This window comes from Flavobacterium sp. LAR06, from assembly GCF_041946075.1.
GTDB lineage: Bacteria > Bacteroidota > Bacteroidia > Flavobacteriales > Flavobacteriaceae > Flavobacterium.
In genome coordinates this window covers 334,997-354,380 of the sequence record NZ_JAUTYT010000001.1, presented here as the reverse complement: position 1 = coordinate 354,380, position 19,384 = coordinate 334,997, and the positions used below count along the sequence as shown (strand labels likewise).

Genomic DNA, 19,384 nt, shown 5'->3' with positions numbered 1-19,384 from the left:
TATTTTTTTGTCAAAATAAGAACGAAAGCCAAAAGTATAATAAAAATCTATATTTACATCACTAACAAATGTATTTTTTACATTTATAAGTGAATTATTATGTTAAATTTTAAACAGGATCTTATTTCGCTTCGACTTTTTCGACAACTACTTCTTTACTTTTATAATGTACGTCTGGTTGTTGTCTTAAAATTTCTGCACTTTTTTCAGGTGTGATATCACGTTGCGACTCACCTAACATTTCGTAACCAACCATGAATTTTTTAACCGTAGCAGATCGTAGCAAAGGCGGATAAAAGTGCATGTGGAAATGCCATTCAGGATGTTCTAAACCATCTGTTGGTGACTGATGAATTCCTGATGAATACGGAAAAGAAGTACTAAATAAATTATCGTACTTAATGGTTAACTGCTTTAAGATTTTAGCATAAGAACTTATTTCAGCTTCTGTAAAATCAGTAATTTTTGAGATGGCTCTTTTGCTTAAAATCATCGTTTCATAAGGCCAGATTGCCCAGAAAGGAACCAATGCAACAAAATCATCGTTTTCGATTACAATACGGCTACCTGCTTTTAGTTCGGCCTGAAGATAATCTTGAAGAAGCGTTCTTTTGTTTTTATCAAAATAGGCTTTTAGGTTGTGATGCGTTTTTTCAACCTGTGTTGGCAATGATGATTGCGCCCAGATTTGTCCATGCGGATGCGGGTTACTGCATCCCATAACGCTTCCTTTGTTTTCAAAAATCTGAACGTGATTGATGTATTTTATACTTCCTAAATCGGTATATTCTTTTTGCCAGGTTCTAATAATGTTCTCAATTCCGTCAAGATCCATTTCCGGTAACGTAAGATCATGTCTTGGTGAAAAACAAACGACTCTTGAAATTCCCTGTTCTGGTTTTGCTTTAAAAAAGGTATGTTTAATGTCTTCTTCAAAAATAATTTCTTCCTGTTTCATGGCAGCAAAATCATTTTCAAAAACAAAACTACTATCATATTTAGGATTATTCACACCGTTGGCGCGAACATTCCCTGGACATAAATAACAAGTTGGATCGTATTTTGGTAAAGCTTCAGTGGCAATTGTTTCATTTTGTCCCTGCCAAGGGCGTTTTGCACGATGAGGTGAAACTAATACCCATTCGTTAAGTAAAGGATTGAAGCGTCTGTGAGGGTCTTCGTTAATGTCAAAATTTTTCATTGTATTCTGGTTGAGGTATTAAAGTAATGTTGTTCCGTTTGAGATTTTTACATCATAGAATTTTAATTCAATTCCAAATGTATCTAAATAAAGTTTTGAAAATTTACGCTTTACCTCATTTTCATCTCCTTTTTTAACTAAATTTATGGTACAACCACCAAATCCACCGCCCATTACACGTGCTCCAATAATAGAATCATCAGCTTTTGCAGTGTCTACAAGCATATCCAGCTCTTCACAGCTTACTTCATATTCCTGCGATAAACCATAATGCGTTTCAAAAAGCAATTGTCCTAAAAGTTTTATATTTCCTTCATCAAGCGCCTCACACGCTTTTACAACACGGTTAATTTCTTTAACCACAAAATGAACTCTCTTGAAAACAACCGGAGAAAATTGATCCTGAATACTTAAAAGTTGTGCTTCAGAACAATCTCTGAAACTTTTTACTTCCGGAAAATGATTCTTTATAATTGATAAACCTTCCTCACATTCTAATCTTCTTGTATTGTATTCAGAAGTAAAAAGTGAATGTTTTACATTACTATCAAATAAAATAACAGAGTAATCTTTGAAATCAGCATCGTGATATTCAAATTCTAAAGTGTTGCAATCTAATTTTATTACTTTGTTTTCAAGTCCGTGAACGCTTGAAAACTGATCCATAATTCCGCAATTGATTCCTACCCAATGTTCTGCTTTTTGCCCCATTAAGGCAATGTCCACTTTTTCAATTTTTAAATCGAAAAGTTCCTTTATACCGAAAAGTGTTCCGCACTCCAAAGCTGCCGATGAAGACAGACCAGAACCAACCGGAATATTACTGCTGAAAACACAGTTGAAACCTTCAAATGAAAATCCGTTGTCCTGAAGTTGTTTGACAACGCCCCGAATATAATTGGTCCAAACGACATCGCTTAATTGAATAGGTTCATTTAAATCAAGTTCAAATTCTTCATTTAAATCGATGGCGATTATTTTAGATTTTTTGGTGTTATTTTTTTCAAAAGCAAAGCAAATTACTTTATCAATTGCGGCCGGTAAAACGTAGCCGTCGTTATAATCAATATGTTCTCCAATAATATTGATTCTTCCTGGAGAAAGCACAATTTTTTGAGGAACAGATCCAAACGATTTCTCAAAAAAGGCTGAGGTGTTTTGTATTAAAATGTCATTCATTATTTTGTAATTGTAATAGTGTTGTCTTTAATTCGAATGAAAAATCATTAGAATCAGATAAAATATAGTTTAAGCTAATTGATGCGATCAAATTTATAAACCGTTGTTTGACGATATTCTGAACCTTTTTTCAAAACTGAATTCGGGAAATGTGCCTGATTTGGTGCGTCCGGAAAATTTTGAGTTTCAAAACAAATTCCGCTGGTTGCATGATATTTTGTGTTTTCTTTTCCCTGAAGGATATCAAAACAATTTCCGCCTACATATATATGTACACTTGGCTGATCTGTATAGACTTCCATTTTTAAATTGTTTTTCTCACTGAACAATTGAGCAGCAATCTTATCTTTTGAATCAATTACAAAAGAATTGTCAATAGAGGAAGGACAGTTTTTTGTTGTTCTGAAATCGAAATTATGATTAGAAAGATCTGTGAATTTTCCTGTTGGAATACCTTTAGCATCTGTTTCTAACATTTTATCAGCATCGATATACATTTGCTGATCTAAGACTGCAGTATCATGCCCGTCAAGATTAAAATAACTGTGATGGGTTAAGTTTATAACAGTATCTTTTGTAGTAATCGCTTTGTATTCCAGCTTTAATTCATTTTCCTCTGTTAAAGTATAAGTAAGATAAACGTGTAATTCCCCAGGGAAATTTTCGTCTGAATCTTCGCTTAAAAGCCCAAAAGTTATAGATGGATTTTCTCCTCCATTAATATCGCTTACATTCCACACTCTTCTTCCAAAACCTATATTTCCACCGTGTAAAGTATTCCCATTATTATTACCAACAAGCTGAAATGTTTCATCATTTAAAGTGAAAGTTCCTTTGCTGATTCTTCCTGCATAACGGCCAATTGTGGTTCCGAAATAAGGCGCACTTGGTAAATTATAAGAAGATAAATAAGATTCTAAAGTATCAAAACCCAAAACAACATCTACCAGTTTTCCATTTGAAGCTGGAACTTTTAAGGAAGTAACTGTTGCGCCATAATTAATAAGCTGCACTTTCATTCCTTTTTTATTATTCAATTCAAAAGAATGAATTTCTTCGTTATCAGGCATTAAACCAAATAATTTGCAATCAGACTGATCTTCAAAATGTGATATGTGTTTTATTTCCATATTATTTTTACCAAAAGTGAAATTCAAAAATAGAAACATTCTTTATGTTTGCATACCAGTACCTACCAGTTTTTTGTATATTGCGGAAAAAATCTATTTTTCATGAACATAATTTCTATCCAAAATAATCTCGGTTTACCAAAATATAAACAGATTATTCTTTCAATTGAAAAAGCGATCGAAGAAGGTAAATTGGTAAAAGGTGACCGACTTCCATCAGTCAATAAAGTTTGTCTGGCTTTTTCTTTGTCGCGCGATACGGTTTTGCTGGGATACGACGAATTGAAAAAAAGAGGAATTATTTACGCAATTCCAGGTAAAGGATATTACGTCAAAAGCACTGAAATTGCTATAAAACAGAAGATATTTTTGCTTTTTGATGAATTAAATATTTTCAAGGAAGACATCTATAATTCATTTTTAAAAAACATTGGAAAAAATGTTCAGGTGGATATTTTCTTTCATCATTTCAATTTGCAGGTATTTCAAAAACTAATAAATGACAGTAATGGAAATTATACGAAATACATTATCATGCCGACCAATTTAAACGATATAGTCAATTTGATAAAAACCCTACCAGTGAATGATGTTATTATTTTGGACCAGACCAATCCTGATTTAAAATCGTATCCGGCGATTTATCAAAATCATGAAAAAGACATTTTTGAAGGATTAGTAAAAGGAAAAGCAAGGGTAGGCAAATACAAGAAATTGATTTTAATTTTCCCGGGATTTAGAGAGCCACTTGGAATGAAAATAGGGTTTGAAGCTTTTTGCTCCGAGTATCATTTTGAGTCTGAAATTATAACCGAATTTACGGATCGTGAAATTACTTCAGGAGATTTATATATTATTCCGAATGACCGTGATCTGGTTCGTGTAATTGAAAATGCAAGAAATCAGAATTTGAGATTAGGTTCTGACTTTGGAATTATATCTTATAACGAAACACCTCTAAAAAAAGTGGTAGCTAATGGTATTAGTACCATTTCGACCCATTTTGAAATGATGGGTAAAATCCTGGCCGAGATGGTTATTAAAGGAAATAATGTGCAGATCGAAAATAAATCGGCTCTTATTATGCGCCATTCTTTGTAGTTGTTTGCTTGGTGTTTTTAGTCAAATGATCATCAAATCACAATTAAACTTATTTTTGTTTGTTAAATGTATAATTTATTAGCAAAAAAAATAAGGATCTAATTTTTTGTTTTCGTAAAACTTTTTTATTTACATTTGCAAATGTAAATTTTACACTTATTATTTGTTTTTGATTTTATTTGAAAGCTTTTTTTGTTTTCGTAATACTGCTGGACAAATTTTAAGCCGCTATTAACAACAAACCATTTAGATACTTAAAATGAACAACAAAATTGACCAATTAGCCGCAAATAATATTCGCGCTTTAGCCATTTCGATGGTCGAAAAAGCGAATTCAGGCCATCCTGGGGGCGCCATGGGAGGTGCTGATTTCATGCATATTTTATATACTGAATATTTAAAATACGATCCGAGTGATATGCACTGGATTTTTAGAGATCGTTTTTTTATGGATGCCGGTCACCTTTCGGCATTAATGTATGCTCAATATTATTTGTTGGGAAATTTCGAAAAAACAGATCTTCAAAACTTCAGACAATGGGGTTCTGTAACACCCGGACATCCTGAAGTTGATGTAAAAAGAGGAATCGAAAACACTTCCGGACCATTAGGTCAGGGACATGCGATGGGAGTTGGAGCAGCAATTGCGGCCAAATTCCTTTCAGCAAGATTTGAGAATTTATTCGATCATAAAATTTACGGATTCATTACAGACGGAGGGGTTCAGGAAGAAATTTCTCAAGGCGCCGGACGTATTGCCGGACATTTGGGACTGAACAATTTCATCATGTTTTACGATTCAAATGACGTGCAGCTTTCGTCTATGACCGATGAGGTAACGACAGAAAACACCGCTATGAAATATGAATCATGGGGTTGGAAAGTGGTTACAATTGATGGACACGATCATGCTCAGATTCGTAAAGCTTTGACTGACGCGCATAATGAAACGGAGAAACCAACCCTGATTATTGGCCGAACCATTATGGGGAAAGGTTGTGTAATGGCGGATGGAACAATGTATGAAGGTCAGTGCGAACTTCACGGAAAACCAATTGGGGGAACTAAAGCTGATTTTGCAAAAACATTATTGAACTTAGGCGCAAATCTGGAAGATTCATTTGCGATTTATAAAGAAGTTGCGGAACACTATAAGAACATTTTAAATCAAAAAATTGTTGAATCGGCTGAGAGAAAAGCAAAATATGCGACTTGGGAAGCTCAGAATCCTGAAGCCGCTCAAAAGATAAAACAGTTTTTTAATGGCGATTTACCAGCTTTAGATTTCGGTGCTATCGTTCAAAAAGCAAATGCAGCAACAAGAGATGCTTCCGCAGCTGTTTTAGGATATTTGGCTGAAAATGTAGAAAACATGATTGTTTCTTCTGCCGATTTGTCTAACAGTGATAAAACAGATGGTTTCCTTAAAAAATCATCCGTTTTAAAGAAAAATGATTTCAGTGGAGCCTTTTTACAAGCTGGAGTAGCCGAATTAACAATGGCTGCGATTGGGAACGGAATAGCACTTCACGGTGGTGTAATTCCGGTAGTGGCGACCTTTTTTGTTTTTTCTGATTATATGAAGCCGGCTATTCGTTTGGCAGCCATTCAGGAATTACCGGTAAAATATGTATGGACGCATGATTCTTTCCGCGTAGGTGAAGATGGTCCTACACACCAGCCAATTGAGCAGGAAGCACAAATTCGATTGTTAGAAAAAATTAAAAACCATTCAGGCGATCAAAGTTTATTAGCACTTCGTCCTGCTGATGCTATTGAAACATCTGTTGCCTGGCAAATGGCGCTGGAAAACAAGAAAACACCAACGGGTTTAATTCTTTCCAGACAAGAAATTACTTCTATTCCAGCAATTGGGAACTCAAGATTTGAAGATGCGTTAAATGCCAAAAAAGGAGGATATTTAGTAAAATCAAGTGAAGATCCTGCCATTACTTTAGTTGCCAATGGATCTGAAGTAGCGACACTTATTGAAGCTGCAGAAGAGTTGGAACACATCATTAAAATAAAAATAAATGTTGCTTCAATAATTTCAGAAGGCCTTTTCCGATCGCAGCCAAAAGCGTATCAGGAAAGTGTTATTCCGCATAACCAACTAGTTTTTGGACTTACGGCAGGACTTCCGGTGAACCTGGAAAATTTAGTGGGAAGCAAAGGAAAAGTTTTCGGACTAGATCATTTCGGATATTCGGCTCCGGCTTCGGTTTTGGATCAGAAATTCGGATTTACAAGTAAAAATGCCTGCGAAGAGATTATCAAATATTTAGAGCATAATAATTATAACATTTCAAAATAAAAGAAAAATGAAATTTTTTATAGATACAGCAAATTTAAAAGATATTAAAGAAGCCAATGATTTGGGAGTTTTAGATGGTGTAACCACAAACCCTTCATTGATGGCAAAAGAAGGAATTACAGGAGCACAGAATATTCTGGATCATTACATAAAAATTTGTGAATTGGTTGATGGCGATGTTAGTGCTGAAGTGATTTCAACTGATTTTGAAGGAATGATTGCCGAAGGAGAAAAACTGGCAGCCTTGCATCCGCAGATCGTCGTGAAGATCCCGATGATAAAAGACGGTGTAAAAGCAATCAGATATTTTGCAAATAAAGGAATAAAAACCAATTGTACTTTGGTGTTTTCTTCAGGTCAGGCTTTACTGGCTGCAAAAGCGGGAGCGACTTATGTTTCACCTTTTATTGGACGTCTGGATGATATTTCGACTGACGGAATGAATTTGATTGAAGAAATCAGATTGATATATAATAACTATGGTTATGAAACCCAAATATTGGCAGCATCAGTTCGACACGTAATGCATATTATCAATTGTGCCAAAACCGGAGCAGATGTTATTACGGGACCACTAAGTGCAATTGAAGGTTTATTAAAACATCCTTTGACGGATATTGGATTAGCTACCTTTTTAGCAGATTATCAAAAAGGGAATAGCTAAGATTTTTTTCACGCAGTCCCGATAGCTATCGGGAGCAGATTTAACAGATGATCAAGATTGAAATAAAATCTGCTGAATCTGCAGGATCTGCGAGAGATTATCTTTTCAAAAAAGAAAATTTGTTTAGTTTTTAATAGTAGTTTTATTGAAGTAAAAACCCTGAAAGTTTGTAGTTTTCAGGGTTTTTTATTTTGTAAAAGAAAAATAGTCACGCCCAAATCTATCGGTACAAAAGATTAAAATGATTAAATAATCTGTATAGATCTGCTTAAATCTTTTAAAATCTGCGTGAAACTTTTATCCTAAAGATTCAGCACAAAATCATTTAGTAATTTTTCTTCATATTTTTCTTTGTTGAAAGTATACAAATACGAACCTTTTCGGGAGGATTGCATGTCTTTTTCTTCTAATTTATTCAGAATTTCTAATGAATTAATTTTACTGATAAAGTTACGTTTGTCTAATTCTTTGCTTAAAATTGCCTCATACAATTCTAATAATTGACGCATGGTAAATTTCTCCGGCAATAATTCAAACCCAATTGGTTTTATTGAAGTTCTGTAACGTAATCTTTTAATGGCATAATCTACCATTTCGTTGTGGTCAAAGATCAAGTTTGGAGCATCAGTTATACTAAACCATTGTGCATGATAGTTTTGAATAAGCTCTGTATTGTGATTTTCAATATTAATTAAAGCATAATAGGATACCGAAATAGTTCTTTCGACAGGGTCACGATCAATTTCACTGTACGCATGCAACTGCTCCATATAAATATCGTGCAACCCGGTATAAGTATGCAATATTCTTATAGCCGCGTTATCGAGTACTTCATCGCGTTTTAGAAATCCTCCAATTAAAGACCATTTTCCTCTTTCCGGCTCAAAATCTCTTTTGATTAAAAGAATTTTTAGCCCTTCATGGTCAAATCCGAAAATGATACAATCTACTGCTAATAGGACTTTATCAGCAGAGCTATAACTGTTTAGCATATTAAATTTTTTATGGTAAATATATAAACTTCTTAATACGTTTCATAATTTATTAATGTGTGTTTTACACTTATATAAATAACTAATCAAAAGTAACGTTAAAAAAAAGACTTTTTAGAAAAAAATAACAGTCTTTTTTCTGTTTTTAGATTGTTTTAAGACGAAAACAGGATATTACAAGATGGTTTTTTGAAAGAATGTTATTTAAATACTCAAAAAACTAAAGTCAAAAACAGGATTTTATTTACAAAAATAACATTTTTTCTTCTCCAATTAGTTCAAAATTACATCGTTTTCGTTTTTTTTTTAAGGCGTTAAATTTTGCTTAAAAAGCTGCTTTTTGATAAAAAGTGTATATTTTACACAAATAACTTTCCAAAAACACACTTTTTTTGAAAGAAACACTAAATTTTAAATGTCCATTTGACACTTAAATTACGATATGTATTTTTTTTATCGCTTTTTTTTGGGATATTAATTTGTTTTTAAGCTTTTTTTTTATTTAAATTTACAAATGTAGAATTAACACTTATAATTAAACAACTAACCAACCTTAAAAAAACCAATATGATAACAAACCAACGATTATTTTTTTATTGCAATTTTTTATTGCCAAAAAAAGAATGGCTATTAGCATTAATGATGCTATTATTTTCCGTTAATCAAATGTCGGCCCAAGGCAAAGAGATTAGCGGAGTTGTTACCTCGGCACAAGACAAATTACCATTGCCGGGAGTGAACATTATGATAAAAGGAACAAAAACAGTTGCTGTAACTGGATTTGATGGAGAGTATACTATTAAAGCATCAGCAAATGATGTATTAGTTTTTTCATTTCTGGGTTTTCAAAATCAGGAAATAGCAGTAGGAAATCAATCTAAAATAAATGCTGCATTAGGTGAGGATACTAACAAATTAAATGAAGTAGTTGTAATAGGTTACGGTACGCAAAAGAAATCTGATTTAACAGGATCTGTAAGTGTTGTAAATATAGAATCGGCTAAAAAAACGGTAACTTATGATGCTGCAAAAATGCTTCAGGGGCAAGTTCCCGGAGTAACAGTACAATCATCTGGAGAACCTGGAGGTTTTGTAAATGTCAAAATTAGAGGTATAACTTCATTCACAAACAACAGCCCGCTTTTTGTAATTGATGGAATTATGGTTGATGCTCCTTATGATTTTGCACCGGGAGAAATTGAATCGATGCAGGTTTTGAAAGATGCTTCTTCGGCTGCAATTTACGGTGTTCGTGGAGCAAACGGAGTTGTTATTATTACAACTAAAAAAGGAAAAGCCGGCAAAATGGATGTTAAGTTTAAATCTATTGTTGGGCTTCAGGATGTGGCAAAAAAATGGGATGTAACTGATCGTGTTGGATATCAAAAAATTACTAGCGAAGCAGAAAGAAACAGAGATATCAGAGCCGGAGTTCCGGTAAGTATCGCTCCAGGAAATGATCCTATGAGCCCGTCTTATATCAATGACGTAAATACAGACTGGCAAAAAGAATCAATGCAAACGGGTGTAGTACAAAATCAGGCTTTAACTTTTACAGGTGGAGCAGAGAGTATTGCTTATAGCATGAACATTGATTATTTTAAAAATACTAGTTATTTAAAAACACCACAAGAGTACGAGAGATTGTCAACCAATATGAATTTGAATGGTAAAAAAGGAAAATTCAAATATGGAGCTAAGATTGCGTATACACAATCTGATAAAGAGATTTTCAACGAATATAATGCAGGACAAACATTTATTAGCGATATGCTTACTGCTGTGCCAACAATGCCAGTTTATGATGCTAACAGATTAGGGGGTTATGGAGGTACCGACAACCTGACGCAACGCGCAATTTCTATGAACCCAATTGGGTATAATAATCTGATTGATAATAACGGAAAAAGAAATCGCTTTATTGGTGACATTTGGGGAGAATTTGAAATTGTTAAAGGTCTTAAATATAAATTAGACGTAAGTTATGACAGAACAGACTGGGAAAACAGAAAATTTATACCGCCAAGTGATTTAGGATGGTATTATATTACTACAAATGACGAAGCTTCTTTAGATGTAGAAACTGGAAATGAGTTAAGAACTTTCGTTAATAATTTATTGACTTATGACCTTACACTTGGAAAACATAAAATTGATGCTCTTGCAGGCTGGATTCAGGAAAAGAGAGACTATCACAGATATAACTCAAGAGGGGTAGGTTATACACCTGGAGAAATTCCAATGCTTCAGTATGCTGATGCAAGAAATGCAAGCGAATATAAATTTACGATTACGGGAATATCATACATCAGCAGACTAAATTATGCTTATGATGACAGATACTTATTACAGGCTAACTTCAGACAAGACAGAACATCTCTTTTTAGTGATATTAATAATTCTGCAAACTTCTACTCTTTTTCAGGAGGTTGGAGAATTAGTAACGAAAAGTTCCTGCATTTACCAGAATGGGTAAGCAATATAAAACTTAGAGGTGGTTACGGTACGATAGGTAACAATACCATTCCACAGTACTTTTTTGCTTCCACAGTAAATAGTTTTGCAGGGTATGATTTTAACAATGAACTAGCTTCAGGAACAACTGTGGTTGCAGCACTTGACCCTAATGTGCACTGGGAAAAAACAACCAGTAAAAACATCGCATTAGAATTAGGATTTTTAGATAATGACTTACAATTTACAGCAGAGTATTTTGCGAAAAAAGTTACTGGTATGTTGGTAGGGGTTCCATTGCCTTTTTCTACAGGAGCTTTTCCGGCAAATATTACAACAAATGCTGGAGATATGGAAAATAATGGTTTTGAGTTTACAGCATCATATAGTAATCACCATCATAAATTTAAATATGATATCTCTGGTAATTTTGGAACTTTAAAAAATGAAGTAACCAGAATTGGAGCTACAGGAAACCCTATTTATGGAGCAGTTTCAAAAACAGAGGTAGGAAGATCTGTGGGAGAGCTTTTTGCCTGGGAAGCAATTGGTATTTTTCAAAATGCTGCAGAAGTAGCTTCATCACCAACTCAAACAGGAGCGGCTCCTGGAGACGTGAAATTTAAAGATGTAAATAGTGATGGAATTATTACAGATGCCGACAGAACTTTTCAAGGGGTATCTATTCCGAAATATGGTTTTGGATTGAATTTCAGTGCCTCTTATGAAAATTTTGACTTCTCAATGTTTTGGCAAGGTGCGGGAGGAAATAAAGTTTTCAATGCCATGTACCGCAATTTAATGATTGGACAATATACAAATCACAGTACAGATGAATTGAACTACTGGACGCCAACTAATACAAATACTAATGTTCCTGCACCAGTAATTGGTGATCCTAATGGAAACGGTAGAGACTCTAACAGATTTATTCAAAGTGGAGATTATGTGAGATTGCAAACTATGGAAATGGGTTTCAATATTCCGTTGAAAGATAAATTTATTCAAAAAGCAAGAGTTTATGTAAATGGTCAAAACTTGTGGACAATTACAAATTATTCTGGATATGATCCGGATTTTACAAGTGACGGATTGCTTTCAAGAGGATATGATGCGGGATCTTTTCCAAATCCAAGAACAATTTCTCTAGGAGTAGAAGTAAATTTCTAAACCGGTTTAACCAATTAAAAACGTATTAAAATGAAATATAAAATATTTAATTATATAGCTGTTTTCTTTTCACTGGCTGTTGTAACAACAAGCTGTGTTGATAATGAAGATTTGACTCAAATTGACCCTAATAATGATGCAGTTGATTCGTTCTGGAAAACAGACCAGGATGCCCTTGAAGGAGTAAATGCTACATACGGAAGTTTATTAACTGACGGGACTTACATGAGAAGTACACCATTGTTGTTAGATGCAAGATCAGATGATGCACGTACAAATAGCCCATGGGGTTCAATGTATAATGCGGGTCACTTTAATTCAAATGTAGCCGATGCTGCTATTTATGGATGGGCTTATGAAACGTATTACCAGGGAGTTTACCGCGCCAATCAGGTCTTAGCAAACGTGCCAGCTATTGAATTTCAGGATGCGGCACTTAAAAACAGAATACTGGGACAAGCTTATTTTTTAAGAGGACTGTTTCTTTTTCATGCGGTAAACATGTTTAAAAATGTGCCGTTGCCAACAGATTTGGCAGTGTATTATCCTCAGAAAACACAGGCTGAAGGATGGGCTCAGGTTATTGCAGATTTTAAAGCTGCTGCTGACTTACTTCCTACTTCCTATGATGGTATTTCAGGTATAGATGCAGATCAAAAAGGGCGTGCTACAAAAGGAGCTGCTTTAGGATACTTAGGAAAAACCTACTTGTTTATTAAAGATTTTGCCAATGCAAAAACAGCTTTCAAACAAGTGATAGATTTAGGAGTTTACTCTTTGGTTTCAAATTATCGCGACAACTTTACAACCGCTAATGAAAATAATTCGGAATCTCTTTTCGAGGTGCAATTCAGCAGAGATGCTGGTGGTGTTGATTTAGGTTGGGGAGGTGCTCCGGCTTCAGGTTGGGGTAAAACGTCTGCGCGTGCTATTACTTATGCACCAAGAGCTTTTGGATGGACAGACGTACAGCCTTCTTGGGTATTGTTTAATGAATTTCATGATGAGAAAACAAAAACAGGTGATCTTGATCCTCGTTTAGATGCTACTATTTTTTATAACAAGCCGGGAGCTAAGTTATATGGAAGAGATTTTGCTACTTTTTATGCTGCAAGTCCAGGCGATTTAAATGATATATTTTGCAGAAAATATCAAAATTCTGATGGAGAATTTGCTGATGAATACGATTGGCGTTCTGGTATCAACGAACGTTTATTAAGATATGCAGATATTCTTTTAATGTATGCAGAATGTCTTAACGAAACAGGAGATACTCCAGGGGCTTACGGATATATTCAAATGGTAAGAAACAGAGTTGGATTACCTGATTTGGCAACAGCAAAACCAGGAATGACTCAGGATCAAATGAGAGAGCAAATTGGACACGAAAGATTCCTGGAATTCCCTCTTGAAGGTCACCGTTTTGACGATATTCGTCGTTGGGGATGGTTGCAGGATGCTACAAAATTGGCATGGTTGAAATCGAGAGATGCGGAGTTTAATTCTTATACTGCAGGTAGAGAATATTATCCAATCCCACAATTAGAAATGGATAACAATCCGGGTACAATCCAAAATGAAAGTTATTAATATTTATTGAATTAGTTAGAATACCTAATATCATATGGCAGAAAGAAAAATCTGTCATATGATATTATCTTAAAAAAGAATGCGATTATAGAGTAATGAATTTTTTACAGTAACTAAATTTTATCACGAATGAAAACAATTACAAGTTTGGTTTTATTAGCAGTATTATTAGCAGGTTGCCAGAATGAAGATACTATAATCCCTTCGAATGATGAGGCAGTCTCAGTTGAGACAACTCAAAATTCTCAGGTAAAAAATATAACAGCTAAAACGGTTAGCGGCAATGTTCCGTCGCATGACCCAAGTACAATTATAAAAAGCGGTGTTAATTATTATGTGTTTACAACAGGTGATAATATCCCAATGACCTATTCAACAAATTTAACAAGCTGGACTTGGGGAACATCAGTGTTCACTTCAACTCCAAGCTGGATTACAAGTTATGTTCCGGGTTTTACCAAAACATTTTGGGCGCCAGATTTAGCATGGTTTAACAATCGCTGGAATATGTACTATTCCTGTTCGACTTTTGGATCTGCAACTTCTGCCATCGGGCTGGTAACAGCTCCTTCCATTTCACAAAGTGCCGGAACAAAATGGACAGACAGAGGTCTTGTTGTGGCTTCTTCATCTGCCTCAGATGTAAACGCCATTGACCCTTCTATTTTAGTAGACGGAAGTAATGTTTATATGGCATATGGTTCCTGGCATGCTGGTATTGGAGTTGTTCAGATTAATGTTTCAACGGGTAAACCAACAGGAACAAGAACTATTGTTGCCGGAGGAAGCAGTGCTTCATGGGAAGCTCCTTGTTTAATCAAAGAAGGAAGTTATTACTATATGTTCGTAAACAGAGGTTCTTGCTGCAATGGTGTCAACAGTACATATTATATTGTAGTGGGCCGTTCAACAAGTCCGTTTGGTCCTTTTACAGATAAAAACGGAGTCAATTTAAAAAGTGGAGGCGGAACAACAGTTTTGGCAACACAAGGAAATTATATCGGACCGGGGCATTTGTCAAGAATTACCGGAACGCAAAAAGGTGCGGTTCATTATTATGATGGAGCCGACAATGGAAATCCAAAACTAGAAATTGTATATTTTACATGGTCATCAGGATGGCCTACACTTTCTTATTAATTTTAATATTTGGAGGGAGGTTTCATAAAGCCTTCCTCTTTATAATCTTTTAAAAACACGTTATGAAAAAAGCACTTTTAATCACATTTCTTATTACTCTTTGTAATCAGGCAAGTTTTGCCCAAAACGAAACTACAGTAGTAACCATAAAAAATAATGCAGATGCACCAACAATCGACAAAAACATTTACGGGCATTTTGCAGAGCATTTAGGGCGCTGTATTTATGGAGGTTTTTTTGTGGGAGATACTTCAAAAATACCAAATACAAAAGGAGTCAGAAATGATATAGTCGCTGCTTTAAAAGATTTAAAAATTCCAAATTTAAGATGGCCTGGCGGATGTTTTGCCGATACATATCACTGGAAAGACGGAATTGGCCCTCAGGAACAAAGACCAACTATTGTAAACAAATGGTGGGGCGGTGTAACTGAAGATAACAGTTTTGGAACCCATGATTTCCTGAATATGTGCGAACTGCTTGGAGCAGAACCGTACTTGTCAGGAAATGTTGGAAGCGGAACGGTTCAGGAATTGTCTGACTGGGTTCAATATACCAATTTTAGTGGTAAAAGTCCGATGAGTGATTTGCGTAAAAAAAATGGAAGAACAGAGCCTTGGAAGGTTAAATTCTGGGGAATCGGAAATGAAGCCTGGGGATGCGGCGGAAATATGACAGCGGAATATTACGCTGGAGAATATAGAAAATTTGCAACGTTCATGTCAGATTGGGAAAACACTGGAGGAATTACCAGAATTGCATCAGGATCAAACAGTGCCGATTATAATTGGACAGAAGTTTTAATGAAAAACATTCCGCTAAATATGTTAGGCGGAGTTGGAGTGCATCACTACGCCGTAATTGATTGGGGCAAAAAAGGAGATGACAGAAATTTTACAGAAGAAGGTTATTTCAAAACCATGCAGTCAGCTTTAAAAATGGAAGAGCTAGTTACAAAACATAGTGCTATTATGGATAAATACGATCCTGAGAAAAAAGTAGCTATGATTGTTGACGAATGGGGAGGCTGGTATGAAGTAGAACAAGGAACAAATCCTGGATTTTTATACCAACAAAACACGATGAGAGATGCTGTTTTGGCCGGAGCAACTTTGAATATTTTCAATAATCACGCAGACAGAGTTCGTATGGCAAACTTAGCACAATGTGTTAACGTGTTGCAAGCAGTAATCCTTACGGATAAAGCAAAAATGATTACTACGCCAACATATAGTGTAATGAAAATGTACAGCGTTCATCAGGATGCTAAATTATTACCATTAAGTTTCCAATCGCCATTGTATACTTTTAAAGGAGAAACACTTCCTGCGGTATCAGCTTCAGCTTCAAAAGATAAAAACGGAGCAGTTCATATTTCATTGGTAAATGTTGACGCTAAAAACAAAAACAAAATAGAAATTGATGTTAAGGATCTTGGAGTAAAAAACTTTACAGGAACGATTGTAACATCAGCAAAATTACAAGATTACAATTCATTCGATACACCAAACAAAATTGTTCCAACAGCTTTTAAAGGTTTCGAAAACAAAAAAGGAAAACTTGAGATTACTATTCCTCCTTTCTCAGTTGTTGTTTTAGAAGGAAAATAAAATATAGAAAAAATGAAAAAATCCAATTCCATTTTAAAAATTGCCTACATCGGTCTGTTGTCAATTGCATTTGTCAGCTGTTCCAGTGATCCAGATACATCTGTAACCCCAGATCCGGGTCCGGTAGTTGATCCTCCGGTTGTTACACCAGCTTTTCCAGGGCCAACTTATGCTGATAATTATACTTCAATCTCAAGTTGGGGCAGCAGAAAGCAATGGAATTTGGCTAACGTGCACGATCCATCTGTAGAAAAATCGGGTGAATATTATTATATGTATCAAACCGATGCTTCTTATGGAAATGCACACGAAGGCAATGGACATTTTTTCTACAGAAGATCTAAAGATTTAATCAATTGGGAATTCATGGGATCTTCAATGACGCAGGCTCCGGCTTGGGTAAAAGATTCTTTGAACAATAAAAGAGCAAGAATGTCTCCGGCTTTGCCTCCAATAGAAAATCCAAATTATGGATATTGGGCGCCATGCGTCCGTAAAGTGGGGAACAAATTCAGAATGTATTACAGTATCGTTGTAACGAATCCAATTGTGGGAACAGATACGAATACTTCCTGGTCAGAACGTGCTTTTATTGGTCTGGCTGAAACAGATGATTTGGCATCGAATAACTGGGTTGATAAAGGAATGGTTGTTTGTTCTGAACCAGATGGCGTAAAAAGTTACGTTAGAAATGGAGGAAATGACTGGGATGCTTATTTCAAATTCAACGCTATCGATCCAAGTTTCATTCAGACTCCCGAAGGTGAACAATATTTAATTTACGGTTCCTGGCATTCCGGAATTGCAGCTCTAAAATTGAATTCGACAACTGGAAAACCAGATAAATTAAAAACAATTGATGATTACGGAGTACGAATTGCCGGTCGCGGAAATGTTAATTCAAATCGTTGGCAAGCACTTGAAGGACCGGAAATAATGTATAATCCGGAAACTCAATATTACTATTTATTTCTGGCTTATGACGAATTATCAGTAGCATATAACACCCGTGTTGCACGTTCAAAAAGCATTTTAGGACCATACCTTACCAGTACTGGGATGAGTATTACAAGCGGAGCAGAATGTTTTCCAATGTTAACGCATCCATATCAATTTAAAAATCATACAGGCTGGGTTGGTTTTGCGCACTGTGCTGTTTTTCAAAATCCGGATACAAAAAAATGGTTTTATGCTTCGCAAGCCCGTTTACCGGAAGGGGTTCCCGGAATTGCCGTTTCAAACGCCGTTATGATGGGGCATGTTCGCGGTATCGAATGGACAGAAGATGGCTGGCCGGTTGTAGAGGCAGAACGTTATGCGGGAGTGCCCACAACGACTATTTCTGAAGGAAGCTTTGTAGGTGCCTGGGAACAGATTACGATGAATTATCAATATAAAACGATGCAAAAATCAGGAACAATTTATTTAACTGCTGATAAAAAAGTAAGCGGTGATGCAACTGGAACCTGGTCGTATAATAGCGCCAAAAAAATCTTAACCGTAAATGGGGTAAAATGCAACGTAACGGATGCCTGGGATTGGGAATCAGCAACGCGAAAAGTAACCTTGAGTTATGCTGGTTTAACAGCTGCAGGATTACCAGTTTGGGGTAAGAAAGTGAATTAAAATAGTAGCAAGAGATTAAAGGATTAAAAAGATTAAAATTAAATCTGCAAAATCTGCGTGAAAAAATATTCCGTACTAATAAAAGAATGTATTAAATAGATTTTCGTTGCATTATATCGTCAAAATAAAAACATAATGAAAAACCTAATCACAAGCCTTTCACTTTTAGTTTTGATTGCATCCGGCAAAACAGCAGTTGCGCAATCAACTCAAATTGATCCTGCAAAATTCAATAATCCAATTATTAAAGATCAATATACAGGAGATCCTGCAGCATTGGTTTACAAGGATAAAGTGTATTTATACGCAGGTCATGACGAAGCGCCAAAAGATTTTCATTTTTATAAAATGAACGAATGGGTTGTGTATTCTTCTTCAGATATGAAAAAATGGGAATCACATCCGGTACCTTTAAAAACAACTGATTTTGCCTGGGCAAAAGGAGATGCCTGGGCTTCGCAGGTAATTGAAAGAAACGGAAAATTTTATTGGTATGTAACGGTTGAGCATGGTTCCGTAAATGGAAAAGCTATTGGAATTGCAGTTTCTGACAGTCCCACAGGACCATTTAAAGATGCTTTGGGAAAAGCCTTGATCACAAACGATATGACCAAATTCAGCGATATAAGCTGGGATGATATCGATCCGACAGTTTACATAGACACAGATGGACAAGCCTATTTATTCTGGGGAAATACAGCCTGCCATTATGCCAAATTAAAAAACAATATGATCGAATTAGATGGGCCGATTCATCATGTAAAAGAGTTGTTACATTTTACAGAAGCACCCTGGATTCACAAACATAAAAACTGGTATTATTTATCGTATGCTTATGAATTTCCGGAGAAAATCGCTTACGCCATGAGCAAGTCAATTACAGGCCCGTGGGAATTCAAAGGAATTCTGAATGAAATCGCAGGAAACAGTAACACCAATCATCAGTCCATAATTGATTTTAAAGGACAATCGTATTTTATTTATCACAACGGCGCAACGCAACCAGACGGAGGAAGTTTCAGAAGATCAGTCTGCGTTGATAAATTATATTATAACAAAGATGGAACTATGAAACGTGTGGTTATGACTTCTGAAGGAATTCAGTAGTTAGTGTTCAGTATTCAGTTTTTTAGTGATCAGTTCTGAACTTTATTACAAAAACTGTTTATATGACCTATTAAAGTGTTACAGTCAGAGTTCAAACTTAAATTTA

General features: G+C 35.3%; 13 protein-coding genes. 9 read left to right on the top strand and 4 right to left on the bottom strand.

Going from position 1 to position 19,384, the window contains the following annotated elements; translation table 11 throughout:
- Positions 1-121 precede the first annotated feature (121 nt).
- The 3 genes from Q7C23_RS01535 to Q7C23_RS01525 all read right to left on the bottom strand — a co-directional run bounded on the left by Q7C23_RS01535 (position 122) and on the right by Q7C23_RS01525 (position 3,510).
- The gene (locus Q7C23_RS01535; protein ID WP_375030860.1) at positions 122-1,201 is read right to left on the bottom strand and encodes a UDP-glucose--hexose-1-phosphate uridylyltransferase; all 1,080 of its coding nucleotides are present in this window, start codon (positions 1,199-1,201) and stop codon (positions 122-124) included.
- An 18-nt stretch (positions 1,202-1,219) separates the two neighbouring features.
- Complete coding sequence (galK, locus tag Q7C23_RS01530) at positions 1,220-2,380, bottom strand: galactokinase (protein WP_375030859.1); 1,161 nt, start codon at positions 2,378-2,380, stop codon at positions 1,220-1,222.
- A gap of 74 nt (positions 2,381-2,454) precedes the next feature.
- Complete coding sequence (locus Q7C23_RS01525; RefSeq protein ID WP_375030858.1) at positions 2,455-3,510, bottom strand: aldose epimerase family protein; 1,056 nt, start codon at positions 3,508-3,510, stop codon at positions 2,455-2,457.
- Positions 3,511-3,612: 102 nt separating this feature from the next.
- Between Q7C23_RS01525 and Q7C23_RS01520 the strand changes: the two genes are divergently transcribed.
- From Q7C23_RS01520 to fsa, 3 genes are all read left to right on the top strand, one after another.
- Positions 3,613-4,611 (top strand): GntR family transcriptional regulator, encoded by a 999-nt coding sequence (locus Q7C23_RS01520; protein ID WP_375030857.1) that lies wholly within the window; start codon positions 3,613-3,615, stop codon positions 4,609-4,611.
- Between the two features lie 259 nt (positions 4,612-4,870).
- On the top strand, positions 4,871-6,925 hold the full coding sequence (locus Q7C23_RS01515) for a transketolase family protein (protein ID WP_375030856.1): 2,055 nt from the start codon (positions 4,871-4,873) through the stop codon (positions 6,923-6,925).
- Positions 6,926-6,932: 7 nt separating this feature from the next.
- On the top strand, positions 6,933-7,589 hold the full coding sequence (fsa, locus tag Q7C23_RS01510; RefSeq protein ID WP_072970110.1) for a fructose-6-phosphate aldolase: 657 nt from the start codon (positions 6,933-6,935) through the stop codon (positions 7,587-7,589).
- Between the two features lie 302 nt (positions 7,590-7,891).
- Here the strand turns inward: fsa and Q7C23_RS01505 are convergent, their stop codons facing one another.
- Entirely contained in the window at positions 7,892-8,581 is a 690-nt protein-coding gene (locus Q7C23_RS01505; protein ID WP_072970111.1) for an NUDIX domain-containing protein, read from the bottom strand.
- Positions 8,582-9,148: 567 nt separating this feature from the next.
- On the opposite strand from Q7C23_RS01505, the gene Q7C23_RS01500 reads away from it, so the two are divergent.
- From Q7C23_RS01500 to Q7C23_RS01475, 6 genes are all read left to right on the top strand, one after another.
- On the top strand, positions 9,149-12,205 hold the full coding sequence (locus Q7C23_RS01500; RefSeq protein WP_375030855.1) for a SusC/RagA family TonB-linked outer membrane protein: 3,057 nt from the start codon (positions 9,149-9,151) through the stop codon (positions 12,203-12,205).
- A 30-nt stretch (positions 12,206-12,235) separates the two neighbouring features.
- Positions 12,236-13,795 carry a RagB/SusD family nutrient uptake outer membrane protein gene (locus Q7C23_RS01495; RefSeq protein WP_375030854.1) on the top strand — a complete coding sequence of 520 codons (1,560 nt, stop codon included), beginning with the start codon at positions 12,236-12,238 and terminating at the stop codon, positions 13,793-13,795.
- Between the two features lie 129 nt (positions 13,796-13,924).
- Positions 13,925-14,935 carry an arabinan endo-1,5-alpha-L-arabinosidase gene (locus Q7C23_RS01490; RefSeq protein ID WP_375030853.1) on the top strand — a complete coding sequence of 337 codons (1,011 nt, stop codon included), beginning with the start codon at positions 13,925-13,927 and terminating at the stop codon, positions 14,933-14,935.
- Between the two features lie 62 nt (positions 14,936-14,997).
- Entirely contained in the window at positions 14,998-16,545 is a 1,548-nt protein-coding gene (locus tag Q7C23_RS01485; RefSeq protein ID WP_375030852.1) for an alpha-N-arabinofuranosidase, read from the top strand.
- Positions 16,546-16,557: 12 nt separating this feature from the next.
- The gene (locus Q7C23_RS01480) at positions 16,558-18,171 is read left to right on the top strand and encodes an arabinan endo-1,5-alpha-L-arabinosidase (RefSeq protein WP_375030851.1); all 1,614 of its coding nucleotides are present in this window, start codon (positions 16,558-16,560) and stop codon (positions 18,169-18,171) included.
- A 135-nt stretch (positions 18,172-18,306) separates the two neighbouring features.
- Complete coding sequence (locus Q7C23_RS01475) at positions 18,307-19,278, top strand: glycoside hydrolase family 43 protein (protein WP_375030850.1); 972 nt, start codon at positions 18,307-18,309, stop codon at positions 19,276-19,278.
- Positions 19,279-19,384: the final 106 nt, after the last annotated feature.

Bases quoted from the DNA above. Each gene is read 5' to 3' on its own strand.
- Q7C23_RS01525 (WP_375030858.1), bottom strand. From the start codon at position 3,510: ATGGAAATAAAACACATATCACATTTTGAAGATCAGTCTGATTGCAAA.
- galK (WP_375030859.1), bottom strand. From the start codon at position 2,380: ATGAATGACATTTTAATACAAAACACCTCAGCCTTTTTTGAGAAATCG.
- Q7C23_RS01495 (WP_375030854.1), top strand. From the start codon at position 12,236: ATGAAATATAAAATATTTAATTATATAGCTGTTTTCTTTTCACTGGCT.
- Q7C23_RS01485 (WP_375030852.1), top strand. From the start codon at position 14,998: ATGAAAAAAGCACTTTTAATCACATTTCTTATTACTCTTTGTAATCAG.
- Q7C23_RS01480 (WP_375030851.1), top strand. From the start codon at position 16,558: ATGAAAAAATCCAATTCCATTTTAAAAATTGCCTACATCGGTCTGTTG.
- Q7C23_RS01475 (WP_375030850.1), top strand. From the start codon at position 18,307: ATGAAAAACCTAATCACAAGCCTTTCACTTTTAGTTTTGATTGCATCC.
- Q7C23_RS01505 (WP_072970111.1), bottom strand. From the start codon at position 8,581: ATGCTAAACAGTTATAGCTCTGCTGATAAAGTCCTATTAGCAGTAGAT.
- Q7C23_RS01520 (WP_375030857.1), top strand. From the start codon at position 3,613: ATGAACATAATTTCTATCCAAAATAATCTCGGTTTACCAAAATATAAA.
- Q7C23_RS01500 (WP_375030855.1), top strand. From the start codon at position 9,149: ATGATAACAAACCAACGATTATTTTTTTATTGCAATTTTTTATTGCCA.
- Q7C23_RS01515 (WP_375030856.1), top strand. From the start codon at position 4,871: ATGAACAACAAAATTGACCAATTAGCCGCAAATAATATTCGCGCTTTA.
- Q7C23_RS01535 (WP_375030860.1), bottom strand. From the start codon at position 1,201: ATGAAAAATTTTGACATTAACGAAGACCCTCACAGACGCTTCAATCCT.
- Q7C23_RS01490 (WP_375030853.1), top strand. From the start codon at position 13,925: ATGAAAACAATTACAAGTTTGGTTTTATTAGCAGTATTATTAGCAGGT.
- fsa (WP_072970110.1), top strand. From the start codon at position 6,933: ATGAAATTTTTTATAGATACAGCAAATTTAAAAGATATTAAAGAAGCC.